At 68.0% G+C, this 18,694-nt stretch carries 6 protein-coding genes; all 6 read left to right on the forward strand.

Annotation, left to right across the window (positions count from 1 at the left end; all coding sequences use genetic code 11):
- The first annotated feature begins 33 nt into the window (after positions 1-33).
- On the forward strand, positions 34-2,859 hold the full coding sequence (locus ACFSZT_RS14885; protein WP_377391866.1) for a helicase-related protein: 2,826 nt from the start codon (positions 34-36) through the stop codon (positions 2,857-2,859).
- A complete protein-coding gene (locus tag ACFSZT_RS14890; RefSeq protein WP_377391863.1) occupies positions 2,856-7,535 on the forward strand; it encodes an Eco57I restriction-modification methylase domain-containing protein in 4,680 nt (1,559 codons plus the stop codon). Before ACFSZT_RS14885 ends, ACFSZT_RS14890 begins: the two co-directional genes overlap by 4 nt.
- Complete coding sequence (locus tag ACFSZT_RS14895; protein WP_377391860.1) at positions 7,535-9,337, forward strand: DUF262 domain-containing protein; 1,803 nt, start codon at positions 7,535-7,537, stop codon at positions 9,335-9,337. The genes ACFSZT_RS14890 and ACFSZT_RS14895 overlap by 1 nt, the downstream gene beginning before the upstream one ends.
- Positions 9,338-9,644: 307 nt before the next feature.
- Complete coding sequence (locus ACFSZT_RS14900; RefSeq protein ID WP_377391857.1) at positions 9,645-10,094, forward strand: hypothetical protein; 450 nt, start codon at positions 9,645-9,647, stop codon at positions 10,092-10,094.
- 116 nt (positions 10,095-10,210) lie between these two features.
- Positions 10,211-16,450 (forward strand): DEAD/DEAH box helicase, encoded by a 6,240-nt coding sequence (locus tag ACFSZT_RS14905; RefSeq protein ID WP_377391854.1) that lies wholly within the window; start codon positions 10,211-10,213, stop codon positions 16,448-16,450.
- Positions 16,447-18,651 carry a UvrD-helicase domain-containing protein gene (locus tag ACFSZT_RS14910; protein ID WP_377391851.1) on the forward strand — a complete coding sequence of 735 codons (2,205 nt, stop codon included), beginning with the start codon at positions 16,447-16,449 and terminating at the stop codon, positions 18,649-18,651. Before ACFSZT_RS14905 ends, ACFSZT_RS14910 begins: the two co-directional genes overlap by 4 nt.
- The last annotated feature ends 43 nt before the right edge of the window (positions 18,652-18,694 follow it).

Here is an 18,694-nt window from a genome sequence, read left to right on the forward strand (position 1 = left end):
GGTGAGCATCGCGTGGTCGATACGCTCGCCAGAGTGGCAGGGGAGACAGTGACGCCGGATATCGCCGTGGGTTCGCAGATCGTCGTGCGGGACGAGGAGTGGCTGGTCCGCTCGGTGCGCCGCACCCGGCACGGCGACTTACGGATCGAGGCGAGTGGCGCTTCCGAGCTGGTGCGGGACCAGGATGCCGTCTTCTACACCTCGCTCGACCGGGACATCGAGGTGCTCGATCCTCGCGCCACCGAGCTCGTGCCGGATGCCAGTCCGGGCTTCCGGAGCTCGCGGCTGTGGCTGGAGTCGCTGCTACGCCAGAGCCCCACGCCGGTGACCGACACGAACATCGTGTCCGGACACCTCGGCCTGGCCGACCGGATGGACTACCAGCTGCGCCCGGCGCACCAGGCGCTGTCCAACCTGCGGCCCCGCATCCTCATCGGGGACGCGGTCGGGCTCGGCAAGACGCTGGAGATCGGCATCACGCTCACGGAGCTGATCGAGCGTGGTCGGGGCGAGCGCATCCTGGTGGTCACGCCCCGCGCGGTGCTGGAACAGTTCCAGCACGAGATGTGGACGCGGTACGCCATCCCGCTGGTCCGGCTCGACTCCGACGGCATCCAGAAGGTCCGGCAAACGCTGCCCGCGACGCGCAACCCGTTCAGCTACTACAAACGGGTGATCGTGTCCATCGACACCCTCAAGAATCCGGCTCGGTACCGCCACCATCTGTCCGGTCACCGCTGGGACGTCGTCGTGATCGACGAGTGCCACAACCTGATCAACAAGGGCACTCAGAACAACAAGCTGGCCCGCCTGCTGGCGCAGCAGACCGATGCCCTGATCCTGGCCAGCGCGACGCCGCACAACGGCGAACCGGAATCGTTCGCCGAGCTGATCAAGCTGCTCGATCCCACGGCCATCGCCGACCCGAAGGACTACCGGGCGAGCGACATCGAGCACCTCTACGTGCGCAGGCACCGCAACTCGCCGGACGTGAAGCTCGAGGTCGGCCACCGGTGGGCGCAGCGGCGGAAGCCGCGCGTGGTGCCGGTGACGCCGACCGCGGAGGAACACGCGGTGCTCGAGGAGCTGACCGACACCTGGCTGCGCCCGGAGTCGGGGCGTCCACCGGTGACCGGCCAGGGTCGGGGGCTGTTCCCGTGGACGCTGTTCAAGGCGTTCCTGTCCTCGCCCAGCGCCTTGCGGACCAGCATTCGGCGCCGGTTGACCACCCTGGCCGGCCGGGGAGACGGCGAAGCGGAGGTCACCGCACTCCAGCGGCTCGACGAGTTGGCCGCGGCGGCCTATGCCCGCGGCCCGGCGAAGCTGGACGCACTGGTGCGGCACCTGTCCGACATCGGCGTGAGCAAGGACAGCGACACCCGCGTGGTCGTCTTCTCCGAACGCATCGACACCCTGCGCTGGCTGAGCGACGAGCTGAGGGGACGGCTCAAGCTACCGGCGCACGCGATCGAGCTGCTGCACGCGCAGCGCCCGGACAACGAGGTCCAGCAGGTGGTGGAGGACTTCGCCCTGGAATCGAGTTCCCTGCGGGTGCTGCTGGCCAGCGACATGGCCTCGGAGGGACTCAACCTGCACCGGCAATGCCACCAGCTCGTGCACTACGACCTGCCGTGGAGCTTCATCCGGATCCAGCAGCGCAACGGCCGCATCGACCGCTACCTGCAGGAGCATGAGCCGCAGATCACCGCGCTGGCCCTGACCTCCGAGGACCCGGACACCGTCAGTGATCTCCGCGTCGTCACCAAGCTTTTGGAGAAGGAGCACGCCGCGAATCAAGCACTCGGTGACGCGGGAGCGCTGCTCGATGTGCGTGACGCGGACATCGAGGAGGAGACGGTGATGGGCTTCCTGCGCGACGATGCCGACCTCGACGTGAAGGTGCCCGAACCCGAGCCCGATGAACTGAACCCGTTCGCGGCGTTGATCGCTACGGGAGGCGAGCACGCCGACGCGCCACCCGTGCCCACCGCGCCGCGGCGGACGTTGTTCGACGACGACGACAACTTCCTCGCCGAGGCGTTGGCCGAGATCGCCGACGACGACAGCACCTTCAATCTGTACCGTGAGGAGGAGACGGACCTCCTCGCGTTCGACACCCCGAAGGACCTGGCCGAGCGGCTGCGTGACCTGCCGGAGAGCTACCTGAGGGAACGGGAGGTCGCCACCCGCATCCGGCTGTCGGCGCAGCCGCGATACGCGGAACGACGCCTCGCCAAGGCCCGCGCCGACGGCGACTCCCTGTGGCCCGACGTCGGCTACCTCGCGCCGAACCACCCGGTGCTGGAATGGGCCACCAGCCGTGCGCTGGCCCGGTTCGGCCGGAACCAGGCACCCGTGATGGCGGCACCGGTGGCCGAGCCGGTGTTCTTGACCCAAGCGACGTGGGCGAACGCGCTGGGCCAGCCGGTGCTCACCCGCTGGGGCGCGGTGACCGGCTTGCCGGACGACCCCGAGGTGGGCGACCTCCGCGAAGCTCTGGAGCGGGCCGGCCTGAAGGAACAGGCACGCAACCCCGGTGGTGTGGAGGGCTGGGTCGACCGGCTCCAGCCGCTGGTTCCGGCGGCGGTGGCCGCCGCGACCGAGGACCTGCGCCGGCATCGGACCGAGATGGAAGGCGCATTGCTGGAACGGCTCGACGAGCACCGCCGGCGATTGTCCCGCTGGGAGCAACAGGCTCTGTTCGTCGTCGAGCAGAGCGGTGGACAAGGCAGGAACAAGCGGCAGGACGTGCTCGACACGAGTGGCGAGGTGTCCGCATTGATCGATTCGCTGGCGGCCGCGGGCGAACCCTTCGTTCGGGTCGTGGGTCTCATCGTGCCCAGCAACCAGCCGGCGTGAAAGGCTTCAGAACCCAGATGTACGACACCATCCGCAACGTCGGCGACTTCCTCTCCCCGCATTGGCTGTCCGAGGCATTCCCCGGCAAGCTGAAGACGCTGACCAAGGACTGGCGGGAACGCGCGACGCAGGGCAAGCACACCCCGCTCAAAGGACTGGCGGGCACCAGCGGGCGGTTCCTGGCAGCCAAAGCAGGCCTGCCCAAACCGGGCGAGGACGGATACACCGACGCGGTCACCGAACTCCACAGCCTGCTGCTGAACGCGCTCGGGTTCGAACCCGCACCCACCGTGCTGGAAACCGAACAGTCGGAAACACCGGTTCGGGTTCCGTTGCTCGCTCGAGCCCAGTCGCCCTCGGGCGAGGCCCTGCATGTGCTCCAGGCTGCACCGGTCGGCGACGTGGACGACCTTTTCGGCGGCACGGCCAAGGACAGCGACGACAGCGAGGACGATCGCACGGACCGGCGGGGGAGACTGCTCGAGCCGGTGACGGTACGGACGGGCAGCACCGAGGCGTCCAAACTCGATGAGATCGACTCGGTCACGAAGGCCGTGCAGCAGGTCTTCCTCACCGAGCACGCGCCGCGGTTCATCCTGGTGCTCGCGGGCGGCTGGGCACTGTTGTCCGATGTGGAGCGGTGGGCCGAGGGGCGGTACCTGGCGTTCGATATGGACACCGCACTGTCGCGTAAGGACGACAAGGCGACGGGCGAGCTGGCGTGGATCGCGGGCCTGCTGTCCGCGGACGTGCTGTTGCCGCAGGAGGACGGGCACAGCCTGCTCGGCGAGTTCTCCGACGATTCCATCAAGCACGCGGTGGGTGTCAGTGAGGACCTGCGCGAAGGTCTGCGCGAGTCGGTGGAGTTGATCGCCAACGAGGTGATCCGGCAACGGCGCGCGAAGGGCGAGCCGGTCGACGGCATCCCCGAGCTTCCGCGCGAACTCACCACGCAGTCGCTGCGGTTCCTGTACCGCATCCTCTTCCTGCTGTATGCCGAGGCGCGGCCCGAACTGGGCATCCTTCCGGCTGGTGACCCGGACTACGACGTCGGTTACGGCCTCGACCGGCTTCGCGAGCTGATCCTGCGTCCGCTCACCGGCACGTCGCGCGAGGGCCATCACCTGCACGACTCGCTGCGCCTGTTGTTCAACCTGGTCAACACCGGCCACCACGAGGGCGAGACCGGCAGCGACGGGCTGGTGTTCGAACCGCTGCGCGCCGACCTGTTCGATCGGCAGCATGCCTACCACATCGACAACGTCGACCTCAGCAACGCGGTTCTGCAGCGGGTGCTGGCGTTGCTGCTGTTGTCGAAGCCGTCGAAGCGAAAGGGCGGCCAGGCCGGCTACGTGTCGTACGCGCAGCTGGGCATCAACCAGCTCGGTGCCGTGTATGAGGGGCTGATGGCCTACAGCGGGTTCATCGCCGAGCGGGAGCTGGTGGAGCTGGCCAAGGACGGCGACCCGGCCAAGGGGACGTGGCTGGTGCCGCGGGAGAAGCTCGCGGACTACGACGAGAAGCACGTGGTCCGGCGTGAGGACCCCCTGACGGGCGAGAAGAGCTTCGTCGTCCATCCGAAGGGCACGTTCGTCTACCGCCTGTCCGGGCGCGACCGCCAGCGCAGCGCCTCGTACTACACGCCGGAGGTCCTGACCCGGACGGTGGTGAAGCACTCGCTGGCCGAGCTGATCGGCGAGGACACGCCCGCCGCCGAGATCCTGGAGTACCGGGTCTGCGAGCCGGCGATGGGCAGCGGCGCGTTCCTCAACGAGGCGATCAACCAGCTCGCCGACGAGTACCTGAAGCGCCGCCAGCGCGAACTGGACCGGACCATCGACCCCGAGTCCTATCGCGACGAACTGCAGAGAGTGAAGGCGTACCTGGCGCTGCACCGCTGCTACGGCGTGGACCTCAACGACACCGCCCGCGAGCTGGCGGAGGTGTCGCTGTGGCTCAACGTGATGCATCAGGGGTTGAAGGCCCCGTGGTTCGGCCTGCACCTCAAGCGCGGCAACTCGCTGATCGGCGCACGTCGCGCTACCTATGACCTGACCGCGCTGGGACGGGCGAAGCAGAGCTGGCTCAAGACCGTGCCGACCGACCGGCCCTTGACCGAGGGGCCGATCGCGGACGGCGAGATCCACCACTTCCTACTGCCCGCCGCCGGGTGGGGTGCGGTGAAGGATGCCAAGCAGGCCAAGGAACTCGCGCCCGAGAAGGTGGCGTGGCTCAAGGACTGGTACAAGGCCGTCACCCGCAAGCCGAACAAGCAGGAAGCCGACCGCCTGCGCGGGCTCGCGCGGCGCGTGGAACGGCTGTGGGAGCTGACCCAGCGGCGGCTGGAGATCAGCGAACGCGAGGTGGCGCGCAGCATCGATGTGTGGGGCGCGGAGCTGCCGCAGGAGGTCACGGGAGTGCCGCGCGAGGAGGTGGAGAGCAAGCTCCAGGACCCCGACGGCCCGTACCAGCGATTGCGCCTGGTGATGGACGCCTGGTGTGCCCTGTTTTTCTGGCCCGTGACGACCGACGTCGAGCCGCCCGACCTCGGTGAGTGGATCACCACGATGGAGGGCCTGCTCGGCGTGGCCGGCAAGGTAGCGCCGAAGGGGCAGGTGGAGCTGGTGGAGAGCGTGGACAGCTTCCACGAACTCGCCGGCCTCGACGACATGGAGAAGACCTACCACGGCATGCGGGACGTGGCAGAACTGCTGCTGGAACACCGCTGGCTCGGCCTCGTCCGGGAGATCGCGAAGCAGGAGGCGTTCTTCCACTGGGAACTCGACTTCGCCCAGGTGTTCAGCCGGGGCGGGTTCGACCTGCAACTCGGTAACCCGCCGTGGGTTCGGCCGACCTGGAAGGACGACGAGACGCTGGCGGAATTCGAGCCGTTCTTCGTATTGCAGGACAAGATCCCTGATGCGACGTTCCGGAAGCGTCGTGGGGAGGTGCTGACCGATCCCGGGGCCGAGCGGCAGTACCTCGGAGAACTCGCCTCCTGGTCTGGGTTGAACGAGCATCTCGGCTCACCGGTCGAGCATCCGGTCTTGGTGGGAGTCCAGACCAACCTCTACACGAGCTTCATGGACCGCACGTGGCGGTCGATGCGAGCGACGGGCATTGTCGGCCTGCTGCACCCGGAAAGTCATTTCACCGACCCGAATGCGGGAATGCTCCGTGCTGAGGCGTATAAGCGACTCAGGCGTTACTGGCAGTTCATCAACGAGTTAAAGCTATTCGAAGATGTCGACAACCACACGGTGTACGGCGTCCATGTCTACGGTACCGCGAGTACGGTTCGATTCTTGCAGATCGCGAATCTGCTGACACCCTCCACACTCGAAGGTTCTCTGGAGCACGGTGGCTCGGGTGATGTACCGGGTATCCAGTACCCGGCTGGCGGCTGGGATCTGCGCCCCCATGCCTCCCGGGTAGTGGAGATCACCGAACGGACCCTCGCCCAATGGGCCGCGCTCTTCGACGGACCCGGAACGCCTGCCGCACAAGCCCGCCTGCTGCGACCGGGTACGAGTGAGCAGCTTGATGCGTTGGCCGCTGTCTCCGAGCAGCGAGTCCGCATGGCTGACTTCGACTACGAGTGGACGAGCGGCTGGCACGAGAAGGGAGCGAAGGGGGACAACTATATAGAGTGGCGCACCGAGTATGCGTCCGAATGGGACGAGGTCATTCTGCAAGGTCCTCAGTTCTCTGTGGCCACACCGTTCGCCAAGGAGCCGAACGAGAACTGTAAGAGCAACAAGGACTACTCCGACTGGGATCTTGAAGAGTTGCCGGAGCGGGTGATTCCCCGTACCAACTATCAGCGCGCCTGCGATCGCGAGCGCTACGACGCGGGCCTCACCCAGTGGAACGGCCGCCCGTACACGGAGTACTACCGCCTTGTCTGGCGTAACATGACCCAGCCAAGTTCCCAACGGTCGTTGATCTCCTCGCTTATCCCGCCGGGGCCAGCCCACATCAACACTATCCATTCACTTGCATTTCCCGAGCTTGCATCGACGGTCGCTGCGGCTGGCTTCTGGGCTTCTATACCATTTGATTACCTAGCCAAAGTAAGCGGCCAGTCGCACATACAAGCCGAACTTGTCGAGCGCTTCCCCGCGCCCCTCGACCACCCCGCCGCCCCCTACCTTCTCCTCCGCACGCTTCGCCTGAACTGCCTCACCCGCGACTACGCGCCGCTGTGGGAAGAGTTGTACGAGCGCGGCTTCGCCGAGGACTCGTGGACGGAGCCGTTCGCCGATTGGCCGAAGCTCGGAGTCGCGAAGCGCGAGTGGACGATGGAGACCCCGTTGCGGTCGGAGTTCGAGCGGCGCGCGGCGCTGGTGGAGATCGACGCGCTGGTCGCGATCATGCTCGGCCTGACCGCCGACCAGCTCTGCCTGATGTACCGCGGGCAGTTCGCCGTACTGCGCAAGTACGAGTACAACATGTGGTTCGACAACCTCGGCCGCAAGATCGCCAAGGACCACCACGCTCATGGCGTGAAGCAGCAGCCCGAGGATTTCAAGCTGCTCCAGGCCTACCTCAACGGGGAGGACTGCGGCGACCTCCTCGACCGCTACGAACTCCCCATCACACCCGTGGACCGAGAGAAGGAAATGCGCGCCGCCTACGCCGACTTCACCGCACGACTCGCCCAGCGGGAGCGTTGATGAAACCCGCCACCCACACCGTCCAGGAACTGTTCGAACGCGACGTCCGCTACATCGTTCCCCTGTACCAGCGCCCGTACGTCTGGAACGAGGAGGAACAGTGGGCGCCGCTGTGGCAGGACATCACGGCCCTGCTCAACCACCACGAAGACACCGGCGACCATGCGCAGTGGTCGCACTTCCTCGGCGCCATCGTGCTCGATCAGGAACAGACCGCTCCCGGCCAGATTCCCCGGTTCACGGTCATCGACGGTCAGCAGCGCCTGACCACGCTCCAACTGCTCGTCGCCGCCGCGGCCAAGGCCATGGCCGAGGTGGGCGCCGACAACGACGCCGCGATCGTGCGTGAGCTCGTGGGCAACAACCCACGCAAGGCCAAGGGCGTCGACCTGTTGAAGGTGTGGCCCACCAACGCCAACCGGGACGCGTTCATCGCCGTCATGTCAGCGGACGGACCAGCCCAGGACCGTCCGGACGACCCGAACAACCTCATCGACGAGGCGTTCGCGTACTTCACCACCCAGATCGGCGACTACCTCCGTGGCAGCGAGGAAGAGGCCGCAGGCGACGACGCGATCCTCGACCGCGCCGAGCGCCTCCGCATCACGTTGTGCGACCTGCTCAAGGTCGTCTCGATCACCCTGGAACCCGACGACAACGCCCAGGTGATCTTCGAGACGCTCAACGCGCGGGGCACGCCGCTGCTGTCGCTCGACCTGGTCAAGAACGCGGTGTTCCGGCTGGCGACCACCCAGGGCCACGACACGGACGAACTCTACGAACGCGTGTGGCGGCCGCAGCTCGACGACACCTACTGGCGCGAGAAACGGCGGCAGGGCCGGCTCAACCGGCCCATCGGCGAACTGTTCCTCATGCACTGGCTGACCATGCGGCTGCACAGCGTCATCCCGGCGACGGAACTGTTCGCGACCTTCAACAAGCGTGTACTGACCGCGGGTGCCGATGCCGGCGCGCTGATTCACGAACTGTGCTCCGACGCGGCGGTCATGCGCTCGTTCGACACCTTGCCACGCGAGTCCCCGGAGGGCCGGTTCTTCGCCCGGCTGGCACCGCTCGACGCCAGCACCGTGCTTCCCGTCGTCCTGCTGCTGTTCCGGTCGCGGGAGGTCAGCGTGGAACGCCGGCGGCGTGCCCTGCGGATGCTCGAGTCGTGGCTGGTGCGCCGGGCGTTGATGCGTTTGACGGCCAAGAACTACAACCGGCTCATTCCCACCCTGATCGCCAAGATCACGGCCGACCTCGAGCACGCCGACGAAGCCCTGCGCGACGGGCTCGCGGAGTCCGCGGCGACCGTCAGCAGGTGGCCGCACGACGACGAGTTCCGCGAGTTCCTGCGGACGCGGGACGTCTACGGCACCGTGTCGCAGCCCAGGATCGTCATGGCGCTGGCCGCGGTGGAGGAGAGCCTGCGTGCCGTGCGCACGGAACCCGTGCCACTGGACCGGCAACTGTCCCTGGAACACCTGCTGCCACAGGAGTGGGCAACGCACTGGCCCCAACCGGAAGGTGTGGACGGCGAGTCTGCGGAGGAAGCCCGGAACGCGCGGCTGCACCGCCTCGGCAACCTCACCCTGGTGACGCACCCGCTCAACTCCTCGATGTCGAACGCGCCCTGGCCCACCAAGCGGGCCGCGCTGAACCAGCACAGCGTCCTGCTCCTCAACTCCCGGCTCGCCGACCGCGATACGTGGGACGAGCACGCCATCGACGAACGCACGGCGTGGCTCGCGGAACGCCTCATCGAGGTCTGGCCAGGCCCCGACTCACCCGAGTGGAAATGAGCCGCCGCACCACCCCGGGACAACTGACTGCTCAGGAGCACTCATGGGCCACGGCAAGAAACCCCGAAGACAACACGATGCGGTGCGAGCGCGGTACGAGCAGCGAATCAGTGCGCTCGAACGCAAAGTAGCGGCGCGGCGAGCGGGAACAGGACACCCAACGTGGCGCACCTACGTGCCCGGATCCACGAAGTCATCTACGAGATGGAACGACTGCTACGGCCGAAAAAGGGTCGGGCGGCACTGCTGGCGCGGGTACACGCGATGTTGCGCGAGCTTCCGGCCACGAAGAGGGGACAGGGGCAGCATGGCCGGCATCCCACTCGGCCCTGGCGGCCAAGCTGCCGCTGCCGCCATCGGGGCCAAACTCAAGACCGTCGAGTCGGAGGTCCGAGCTCTGGTGACCGAACGCAACCGTTGCTTGCGGTCGGATCTTCCGGTCACGCCGGCGCTTCGGGAGCGCGAGGAAGAACTGAACGCACACCTGCGGCCTCTGCTGGCCGACACGCGAGCGACGGTGTCCGACAAGCAACAGCAATCGGCCATCGTCGCGCGCGTCGAACGCACCCGTGCGCGGCTGAGAGCGGCACCGAAACCCAAGACCGCGCGGCCCGTGACGGCGCACCTCGCCCCGGAGTTCGAGCGCCGCGCACGGCTACGCGACGTCCTGGAACGGCAGGAACGCGAACGCCGGGAGGAATCGACATCGGTCCGTACCGTCGGCGGCGGCCTGCCAGGACTGGGCAGGCGCCGATAGCCAGGCCCGGGCGCCGCTGCTTGGTGTCCTCCTGACCTCCCCGCGCGGGAAGGTGGAGACTCGGTAACGGGCCATAACAGCACACGGGCTGACAACGATGGTGACGGTGAGTCACCATGGATCAGGTGGGGAAGGAAGTGCCGATGTACCCGTCGCTGTTGGCGGAGGAGACCAAGCGCGCGGTCACCGAGTATCTGTCCACCACCTTCGCGCTGGCTGACGACGACGCCCGAGCCGCCCTCGAGTCGTTCCTGCTGGACCGTGCCGGCGGCATCTTCCGCGGTCCCTACCTGCGCGTGCGCACGCCGTTCCACCCCGTGAGCAGGCATTGGACGTCCCCGCTCGAGTGGCTCCCCGAAGGCTTCCGTCCCTACCAGCATCAGGCGCGCGCGTTCGAGCGGCTCTCCACCCGGGACAGCCCGGCCGAACCCACCGTCGTCACGACCGGCACCGGGTCCGGCAAGACGGAAGCGTTCCTCTACCCCGTACTCGACCACGCCATGCGCGCCAGGGCGCGAGGCGAGCGCGGCATCAAGGCCATCGTGCTGTACCCGATGAACGCGCTGGTCACCGACCAAGCCCGGCGCATCGCGGAACTCGTGCACGACGACCCGAGACTTCGTGACGTCACGGCCGGTGTCTACATCGGCGGCGAGGGCAAGCAGACCCAGCCGACCCGCGAGCACCTGGTCGACTCACGGCAGGTGCTCCGCGACAACCCACCCGACATCCTGCTCACCAACTACAAGATGCTCGATTTGCTGCTCCTGCGGCGGGCCGACGCGCCACTCTGGGAGCACACCCGAACGAGCCTCCGCTACATCGTGCTCGACGAGTTCCACACCTACGACGGTGCGCAGGGGACGGACGTCGCGATGTTGCTCCGCCGGCTCGGCGCGACGCTCAAGGTCGCCGAGCCCGGCCGCCCACTCGGGCGGATCACGCCCGTCGCCACGTCGGCCACCCTCGGCGGCAGCTCCAAGTCCGCGGAGCTACGGGCGTTCGCCGAGACGGTGTTCGGCACACCGTTCCCGCCGGAGTCGGTGATCACCGAAGACCGGCTCAACGCCGCCGACGTCGTCTCGGACGTTGATTTCGCGGCGCCCATCCCGGATGTGGTGACGGTCAACCACGTCGCCCGGCCGCACGCCGAGCGACCCGACTCCTGGCAAGGGCTGGCGCACGTCTTCCTCGGGGGCGCGATCCCCGACCGGCTCGCGCTCGGTCGCCGGCTCCGCACGAGTTTCCTCACTCGTGCCGTCATCCAGGCGCTCTCCGACGAACCATTGACCCTGCCGGAAGCGGTCGACGCCGTCGCCAACTCGGGTGTGCTGCAGTGGGGGTTGGCCAAGGAACACGATCCGACCGCCGTCGAAGAGGCGTTGCTGCGTTTCCTCGCGTTGCTGTCGGCGGCACGTCTGGACGGTGGGCCGGGGCGTACGCGGCCGCTCGTCAACGTCGAGGTGCAGCTGTGGGTGCGCGAGCTCACCCGGATGTTGCGCGCGGTCTCGGCGACGCCGCGCTTCCGGTGGTGGCACGACGGATCGCACGACGACGAGACCCGGTTCCTCCCGGCCGCGTACTGCCGGGTGTGCGGACGTTCGGGATGGCAGACCACTGCCACCGAACTCGGCGAGGAGCTCGAAGGGTCGCCGGAGAAGGTGTGGCGCGCGAGCGTCACGGACCGCGCCAAGCTTCGGACGCTGCTGCTCGCGCGCGAGGACGAACCGGGCGCCCGACGCATCGACCCGCTCAGTCTCACGTTCTGCCGGGACGGCGAGGAGGGTCTGCCGGTCCTCGTGACCCCGGACGCCGCCGCGAGCGATGATCGATGCCCGTCGTGCGACTCCGACGATGCCATCCGGTTCCTCGGCTCCTCGGTGGCCACTCTCGTGAGCGTCGCGCTGACGCAACTCTTCGGCTCCGACCTCATCGGGAATGCCGAGAAGAAGACGCTCGTCTTCACCGACTCGGTGCAGGACGCTGCCCACCGTGCCGCGTTCATCGAGGGCCGCGCCTTCCAGTTCAACCTGCGCTCCGCGTTGTTGCGCGCGGTCGGCGAGACGCCGCGAAGCCTCCAGGAGGCCACCGTCGCGCTCGCGGGAAGCGACACCGACGACCTCTACGCCATCACTCCCTCCGACTTCGCGCGGCGTCTCGGGCTGACGGGGGAATGGCTCGACCACGATCCGGGAGGCAAGCGGCGCGAGCTGCTCGGCACCCGCCTGACCTTCCAAGCCCACCTGGAAGTCGGGCTGCGGTCGCGACTCGGACGAACCCTCGAGCTCACCGGCGCGCTCGGTGTCGACTTCGATCTCGACCTCGACCACTACGCCGACCTCGCCCGTAACGTGCACGAAAACCTTCCCGAGCGCGGCATGCAACTGCCGCCCCACGACCTCTACGGCGTGTGGATCCTCGGCTTGCTGGACAGGCTCCGGCGGCGGGGCGGCATCGCCCACCAGTGGTTGCGCAAGTACGTCCACCGGGACGGAAACCGGTACCCGATCTGGGGCGGCAGCCCTCCGGGAATGCAGAAGTTCCCGCGAGGCCGCGCCGCACCGATTTTCTACAGCCTCGGCGGCAGGTCCGAATTCGACAACCTGCGGCCCCGCGGCGAATCCTGGCTGACCGACTGGACGCAGCGTTGCCTCGGAATCGACGCTTCCGAAGCGCGTGCGCTCCTCGCGCCGGTCGTCGACCTGCTGGCCGAGGGCGAGACCGCACCACTGACGCGGTACACCTCCCAGTCCGACGCCTCCGTGTACGGCCTGGAGCCGGCCCGGATCCTTCTCGTCCCGCTGACGGATGAGGACCTCGAGACCACGCAGCTGCACTGCCCTCAGTGCCACCACATCCAGCCGGTCCCACCCGGCCGGGCGGAGCTGTGGCGGAACGCGCCATGCCCGCGCATGCGGTGCACCGGCCACCTCGAACCCCGCGCGATGCGGGCCGACAACTTCTACCGGAACCTGTACCGGTCCGGACGGCTGCGCCACCTTGTCACCCACGAACACACGGCACTCCTCGACGACGCCACCCGCCAGCACGTCGAGCGAGCGTTCGCGGGCGGTCACTCGCCGATCGATCCGAATGTGCTCACCTGCACGCCGACGTTGGAGCTCGGCATCGACATCGGGGATCTGTCGACCGTCGGCCTGGCATCACTGCCGCGGAGTCCCGCCAACTACCTCCAGCGTGTCGGCCGCGCGGGCCGTTCCACCGGCAACGCCCTCGTGCTCGCGACCGTGCCGAGCAGTCCCCGCGACCTGTACTTCCTGTCCGAGCCGAAGCACCTCATCAACGGTGAGGTGACTCCGCCCGCGGCGTATCTGTCGGCGACCGAGCTCCTGTGCCGCCAGTACTTCGCCTACTGCCTCGACCGGGTCGCCTCCGGTGATCTGGACATGAAACGGGAGATGCCGAGACTGCTCGGACCGTTGCTGGTCGACGGTCTCGCCGAAGGAACGTGGCTGCGGCAGTTCGTCGACACCGTGACGGACAAGGCCGAGACGCTCGCCACCGGCTTTCTGGAGCTCTACGGAAAGGACGACGTCGACCAGCAGGCTCGAGAGGCCGTGCACGCGTTCGCGGAGAAGGGGCTCCGTAACGCGGTCGCACGGGTAGCCGACGAATGGTCCGCTCAGCGCCACGAGCTGAATCGGCGCATCGGCGAGCTCACCGAAGCCATCGCGCTGCTGGACAAGCAGGGGCACCTCTCGGACGAGGACACCGAGAACCGGCGCCGATGGTCCGGTGAGACCAAGGCGTTGCGGGCGATGCGCGACGAAACCTGGAACCGCAACGCGTTGACCGGGCTTGCCGAGCTGTCCCTGCTGCCCAGTTACAACCTTCGCGACGACCGGACGGAGCTCGATGTCTCCCTCTGGTGGACCACCGACGACGAGGGTGACCGGGGCCTGCAAGCCAGCGAGCACACCTACGGCCGGGGTAGCAGGACCGCGCTCACCGAGTTCGCCCCTGGCGCGGTCTTCTACGCTCAGGGCTACCGGGTCGAGATCGACGCGGTGGAGATCGGTCCCGTCGGCCAGCCACACTGGCGGCACACGCGGCTCTGCCCGGACTGTGGCTGGGGTACGGAGACCGTCGAACCCGCCCCGGCAGAGTGCCCGCGGTGCCGCGGAACGGCCGTGGCCGACGCGGGCGCGGTACACAAGGTCCTCGAACTCCGCCGCGTCTCCGCCGTGCACCGGCGGGACGAGGCGTTGATCGAAGACGAAAGCGAGGACCGTACCCGGACCCGGTTCGTCACCGTCACCGGAGTGGATGTCGAACCCGAGCACGTGACCAGTGCCTGGCGACTGGCCGGTCAGGTCTTCGGCGCCGAGTACGTCCGGCAGGCCACCATCCGCACACTGAACCTCGGCCGGTCCGACCGGCCGGGGCCGGACACCGCGGTGGCCGGGGAACGAACGGGTGCCGCGCGATTCCCCACCTGCGCGTACTGCGGTGTCGTCCGGCAGGGTTCCGAGGACAAGGTGCGCCATCGTGGCTGGTGCTCGACACGTCGTGGTGTGCCTGTCCAGTGGGAGGATCTCCTGTTGTCGCACGAAATCACGACGCAGGCGGTCCGGTTGCTGCTGCCTATGTCGACGTTCCGCATCGGAGTACGCCTGACGTCGCTGAAGGCTGCCATCCTGCTCGGACTACGCCGCGACTTCGGTGGCGACCCCCAGCACCTGGACGTGGTCGCCGCACGCATGCCGGACGAGCACGGGCGGACGCGACAGTTTCTGGTCCTGCACGACACGGTCCCCGGCGGCACCGGGTACCTGGACCGCTTCGGCGACCCGGATCGCATGCGGCGCATCCTCCAACACGCGCACGACGCGCTGGCGTCGTGCCCCTGCCAGTTCGAGGGACGCGTGGCCTGCCATCGCTGCCTGCTCGGAGTCCTGCCCCCCGGTGAGGTGGAGAACGCGCACCGTCGTGTGGCACTCGAGGTGGTCTCGGAGCTGCTCGGCGACTGGAACGTGCAGGAGATCGGGACGGTCACCGCGATCGACATCTCGTCGGTGCAGCTGTCCGAGCTCGAGCTGCGCTTCCGCGAGCAGCTGAAGCGGGCAGTCGACAGCCACACCGAACAGTCGTGGTCCGGGTCCATGGGCAGCCGGGGGGAAGAGCTCGACGTCCGCCTCATCGGCCCTGACGGGGAGCCGCGCCGGTGGACCGTCCGCCCGCTCGTTCCTGTGAAGGCCGGCGAGGTCACGACCGAGCCGGACTTCCTGCTCACCCGCCAGGACACACAGGACGCGCCCGTGGCCGTGTATCTCGACGGCAAGACTTACCACGCCTCGGCCGAGACCGACCGCACCGCCGACGACGCACACAAGCGCGCCGCGCTACGCGACGCCGGTTACCGAGTGTGGTCGCTGACCTGGGAGGACGTCGAGGATTATTCGCGCGTCCTCGACGGTTACGAGAGCAAGCTGCAGGAACTGGTCGACACCACGGTGCGCAACGCCGCTCGGGTCGCCGTGGGGGACCCGCGGGCATCGCTTATGTGGGGCAACCCCATGGAGAGCTTGCTGGCGTATCTGCAGGATCCCGGCGCGCTGGTGTGGGAGGAGACGGCCGTGCGAACGGCGCTGGGTTTGATGGGAGCCCGTGCTCACCTCAGCTCCGCCCCGCTCCAGTGCTCGCCCGAGCGGCTACCGAAGCTACTGCGATCGTGGGCGGGCGGGGAGCCCACGACCTCGACGGGAGGACCGGTCGTCGTCGCGAGCTGTGCGGGCCTGTCCGGGTTGCCGATCGCCGTTGTGGGCAGCACCACGGGTGCCGGCCCGGACAGCGTGGGGGTGCTCACGGTTCTCGACGACCGGCCCAGTGAGGTCGGTGGCACCAACCACGATCGGCGCTGGCGCGAATGGCTGCGCTGGTCCAACCTGCTGCAATTCCTGCCGTTGCCTCGTTACGGCCACGCGATGCCTCTCCGCATGGCCGAATGCTGGACCCGGCGCTCGCTTGACGTGTTCGAGGGAAGAGCGATCCCGCTCGCCATGTTGACTCCCGCCTCGGCGCCCGTCGTGGACGTGGTGCATCCTCGGTGGGACCTCGTCCTCGACTGTACCGACGAGCGCCTGCACGGCCTCGGCAAGCGCCTCGCGGCGCTGGACATCCCGGATCCCGAGCCCGGTGGTGAGGTCGGGGACGGTCTGTGGCCGGTCGAGTTCGCTTGGCCGGACAGCCGCCTGGCTGTCGACGTGGAGGAGAACGAAGCACGGGACGCCTGGCTGGCAAGTCATGGCTGGACGTTGGTGATCCACCCCGGTCATGAGGACGAGGAGGAAACTGTGCGGACGATCGCCGCGGTCTTCGGGGTGGAGGTTCGATGAGTGCGCGCGTGGTGACGTCCGACCTCTTCGGACGCTCGTACTCGCAGCTGGATGGCTCGATCAAGAGCCGGGTGCTGGACTTCATCATCAAGCTCCAGGAACGGCCGGACATGCCCGGCCTCGACCTCAAGACACCCGAAGGCGTGCCGGACAGCCGGATCAAGACCGCGCGGGTCAACGACTTCTGGCGCGCCGTGCTCATCGAACTGCCGAAGTCGAGCGGCTACGTCCTCCTCGCCGTGAAACCCCACGACGACGCCTACGAATTCGCAGGCAAGCTGCGGTTCGGCGTCAACGAGGTAACCGGCGCGCTGGAAGTCGTCGACGAAGCCGCGCTCCACGAGGCGGTCTCGCGGGCGACCTCCACGGTGGCGGTGGGCACGCCTACGCCTGTGCTCAACGGGTTGCGTGCGCGGGATCTTCGCCGTTTCGGCATCGCCGAGGACGTCGCCGCGCACCTCGTCACGCTGACCGACGAGAACCAGGTGCTGACCGTGGCCGAACAACTCCCCGCAGGGCAGGCTAACGCGGTCCTGGACCTGGCAGCCGGTCGGAGCCCGGAGCAGGTGTGGGCCGACCTCGTCGAGTACGACGGGCACGAGATCGATACGTCGGATGTGCTGGCTGCTCTCGACCGCCCACTGTCCCGGCTGACCTTCGCCGACGGCCGCACTGCGGAAGAACTCAGCGCCGTCCTCGAAGGCGACTTCAAGGCGTGGCGCGTGTGGCTGCACCCGCTCCAGCGCAAGCTCGCCTACCACGATGGATGGCGTGGTCCCTTCCGCGTCACCGGTGGCGCGGGGACAGGCAAGACCGTCACGGCCATTCACCGTGCCCGGCACCTTGCACAACGGCTCGACCGCGAGGGCAGCGACGCCAAGGTCCTGTTCACCACGTTCACCAAGAACCTGGCGCAGAACATCGAGTCGCAGCTCAAGGAACTGGCCGGGCCGGAGATCCTGAACCGCGTCGAGGTACGCAACATCGACGCTCTGGCTCAGCGCATCCTGTTCACTGCCAACGAGGGTCGCCAGCGCCCTAAGCTGTGCGGCGACACCGACGATGCGATCCTGGAGACCTGGGAGGCTGTGCGTGGGCATGCGGCCGAGCGCTGGGATGTGGCGTTCCTCCAGGCGGAGTGGGACCAGATCGTGCTGGCCCAAGGCATCGAGGAACGAGCGGAGTATCTGCGCGCGTCGAGAAGCGGCCGCGGGCGGCGGGTCTCGCGGCCGCAGCGCGCCGACCTGTGGAACCTGTTCGAGCGATTCACCCAGCGGCTGAACGCCCAGGGCATGATGACGTACACCCAGGCGGCCGCCCGGGCGGCGACGATCGCGCAGCTGAGCCCGGTGGAGATCGATCGTCCGAGTACGGACAGCGGAACCCGTGCCAGCGCGTTGCCCGCGTACAAGCACGCGATCGTCGACGAAGCGCAGGACCTGCACCCGGCCCACTGGCGCCTCGTGCGTGCACTCGTGCCTCCGGGAGAGGACGACCTGTTCATCGTCGGTGACGCGCATCAGCGGATCTACGGCAAGCCGATCGTGCTGTCGCGGTACGGCATCGAAACGCGGGGGCGTTCGCGCAGACTCACAGTCAATTACCGGACGTCCCGGCAGGTTCTGGACTGGTGCCTCCGCGTCGCCTACGGACACCCGGTGGACGATCTGGAAGGCGATACCGATTCCCTGGCCGGGGCTCGTTCGGCGTTCAGCGGGCCGGAGCCGGAGCTGCGCGGCTTCCGGACGGGGCGTGAGGAGCAGGCTGCTCTCGCCGACAAGTTGCGCGAATGGTCCGAGCTCGGTGTCGCCTGGTCGCAGATGGCGGTCGTCGCCCGCATGCGCGATCAGGTCGACGACATGGCGAAGGCGCTAGTCGCCGCGGGAATTCCGACGGCCAAGGTTGAGCGGAGCACCGACGAGAACGCGCTGGGCGACGAGGTCAGGGTGATGACCATGCACCGGGCGAAGGGACTCGAGTATCGCGGGGTCGCTGTCGTCGGAGCGGGCAGCCGGGAACTACCGCCGCCGTACGCCCGTCAGCTCGACGGCGACGAACGGGAGGCCGCGTGGACTCGGGAACGCAGCCTCCTGTACGTGTCCGGGTCCCGCGCCCGCGAGCACCTCTACATCTCGTGGGTGGGTTCGCCGTCGTCCCTGCTCGGGCTGCCGACGCCACAGACGGCAGACACGGTGACGTAGGTGGCAGACACGGCGACACAGGCGGCAGACACACCCGCCCGGA

The organism is Prauserella oleivorans (assembly GCF_042685745.1).
Lineage (GTDB): Bacteria > Actinomycetota > Actinomycetes > Mycobacteriales > Pseudonocardiaceae > Prauserella_A > Prauserella_A oleivorans.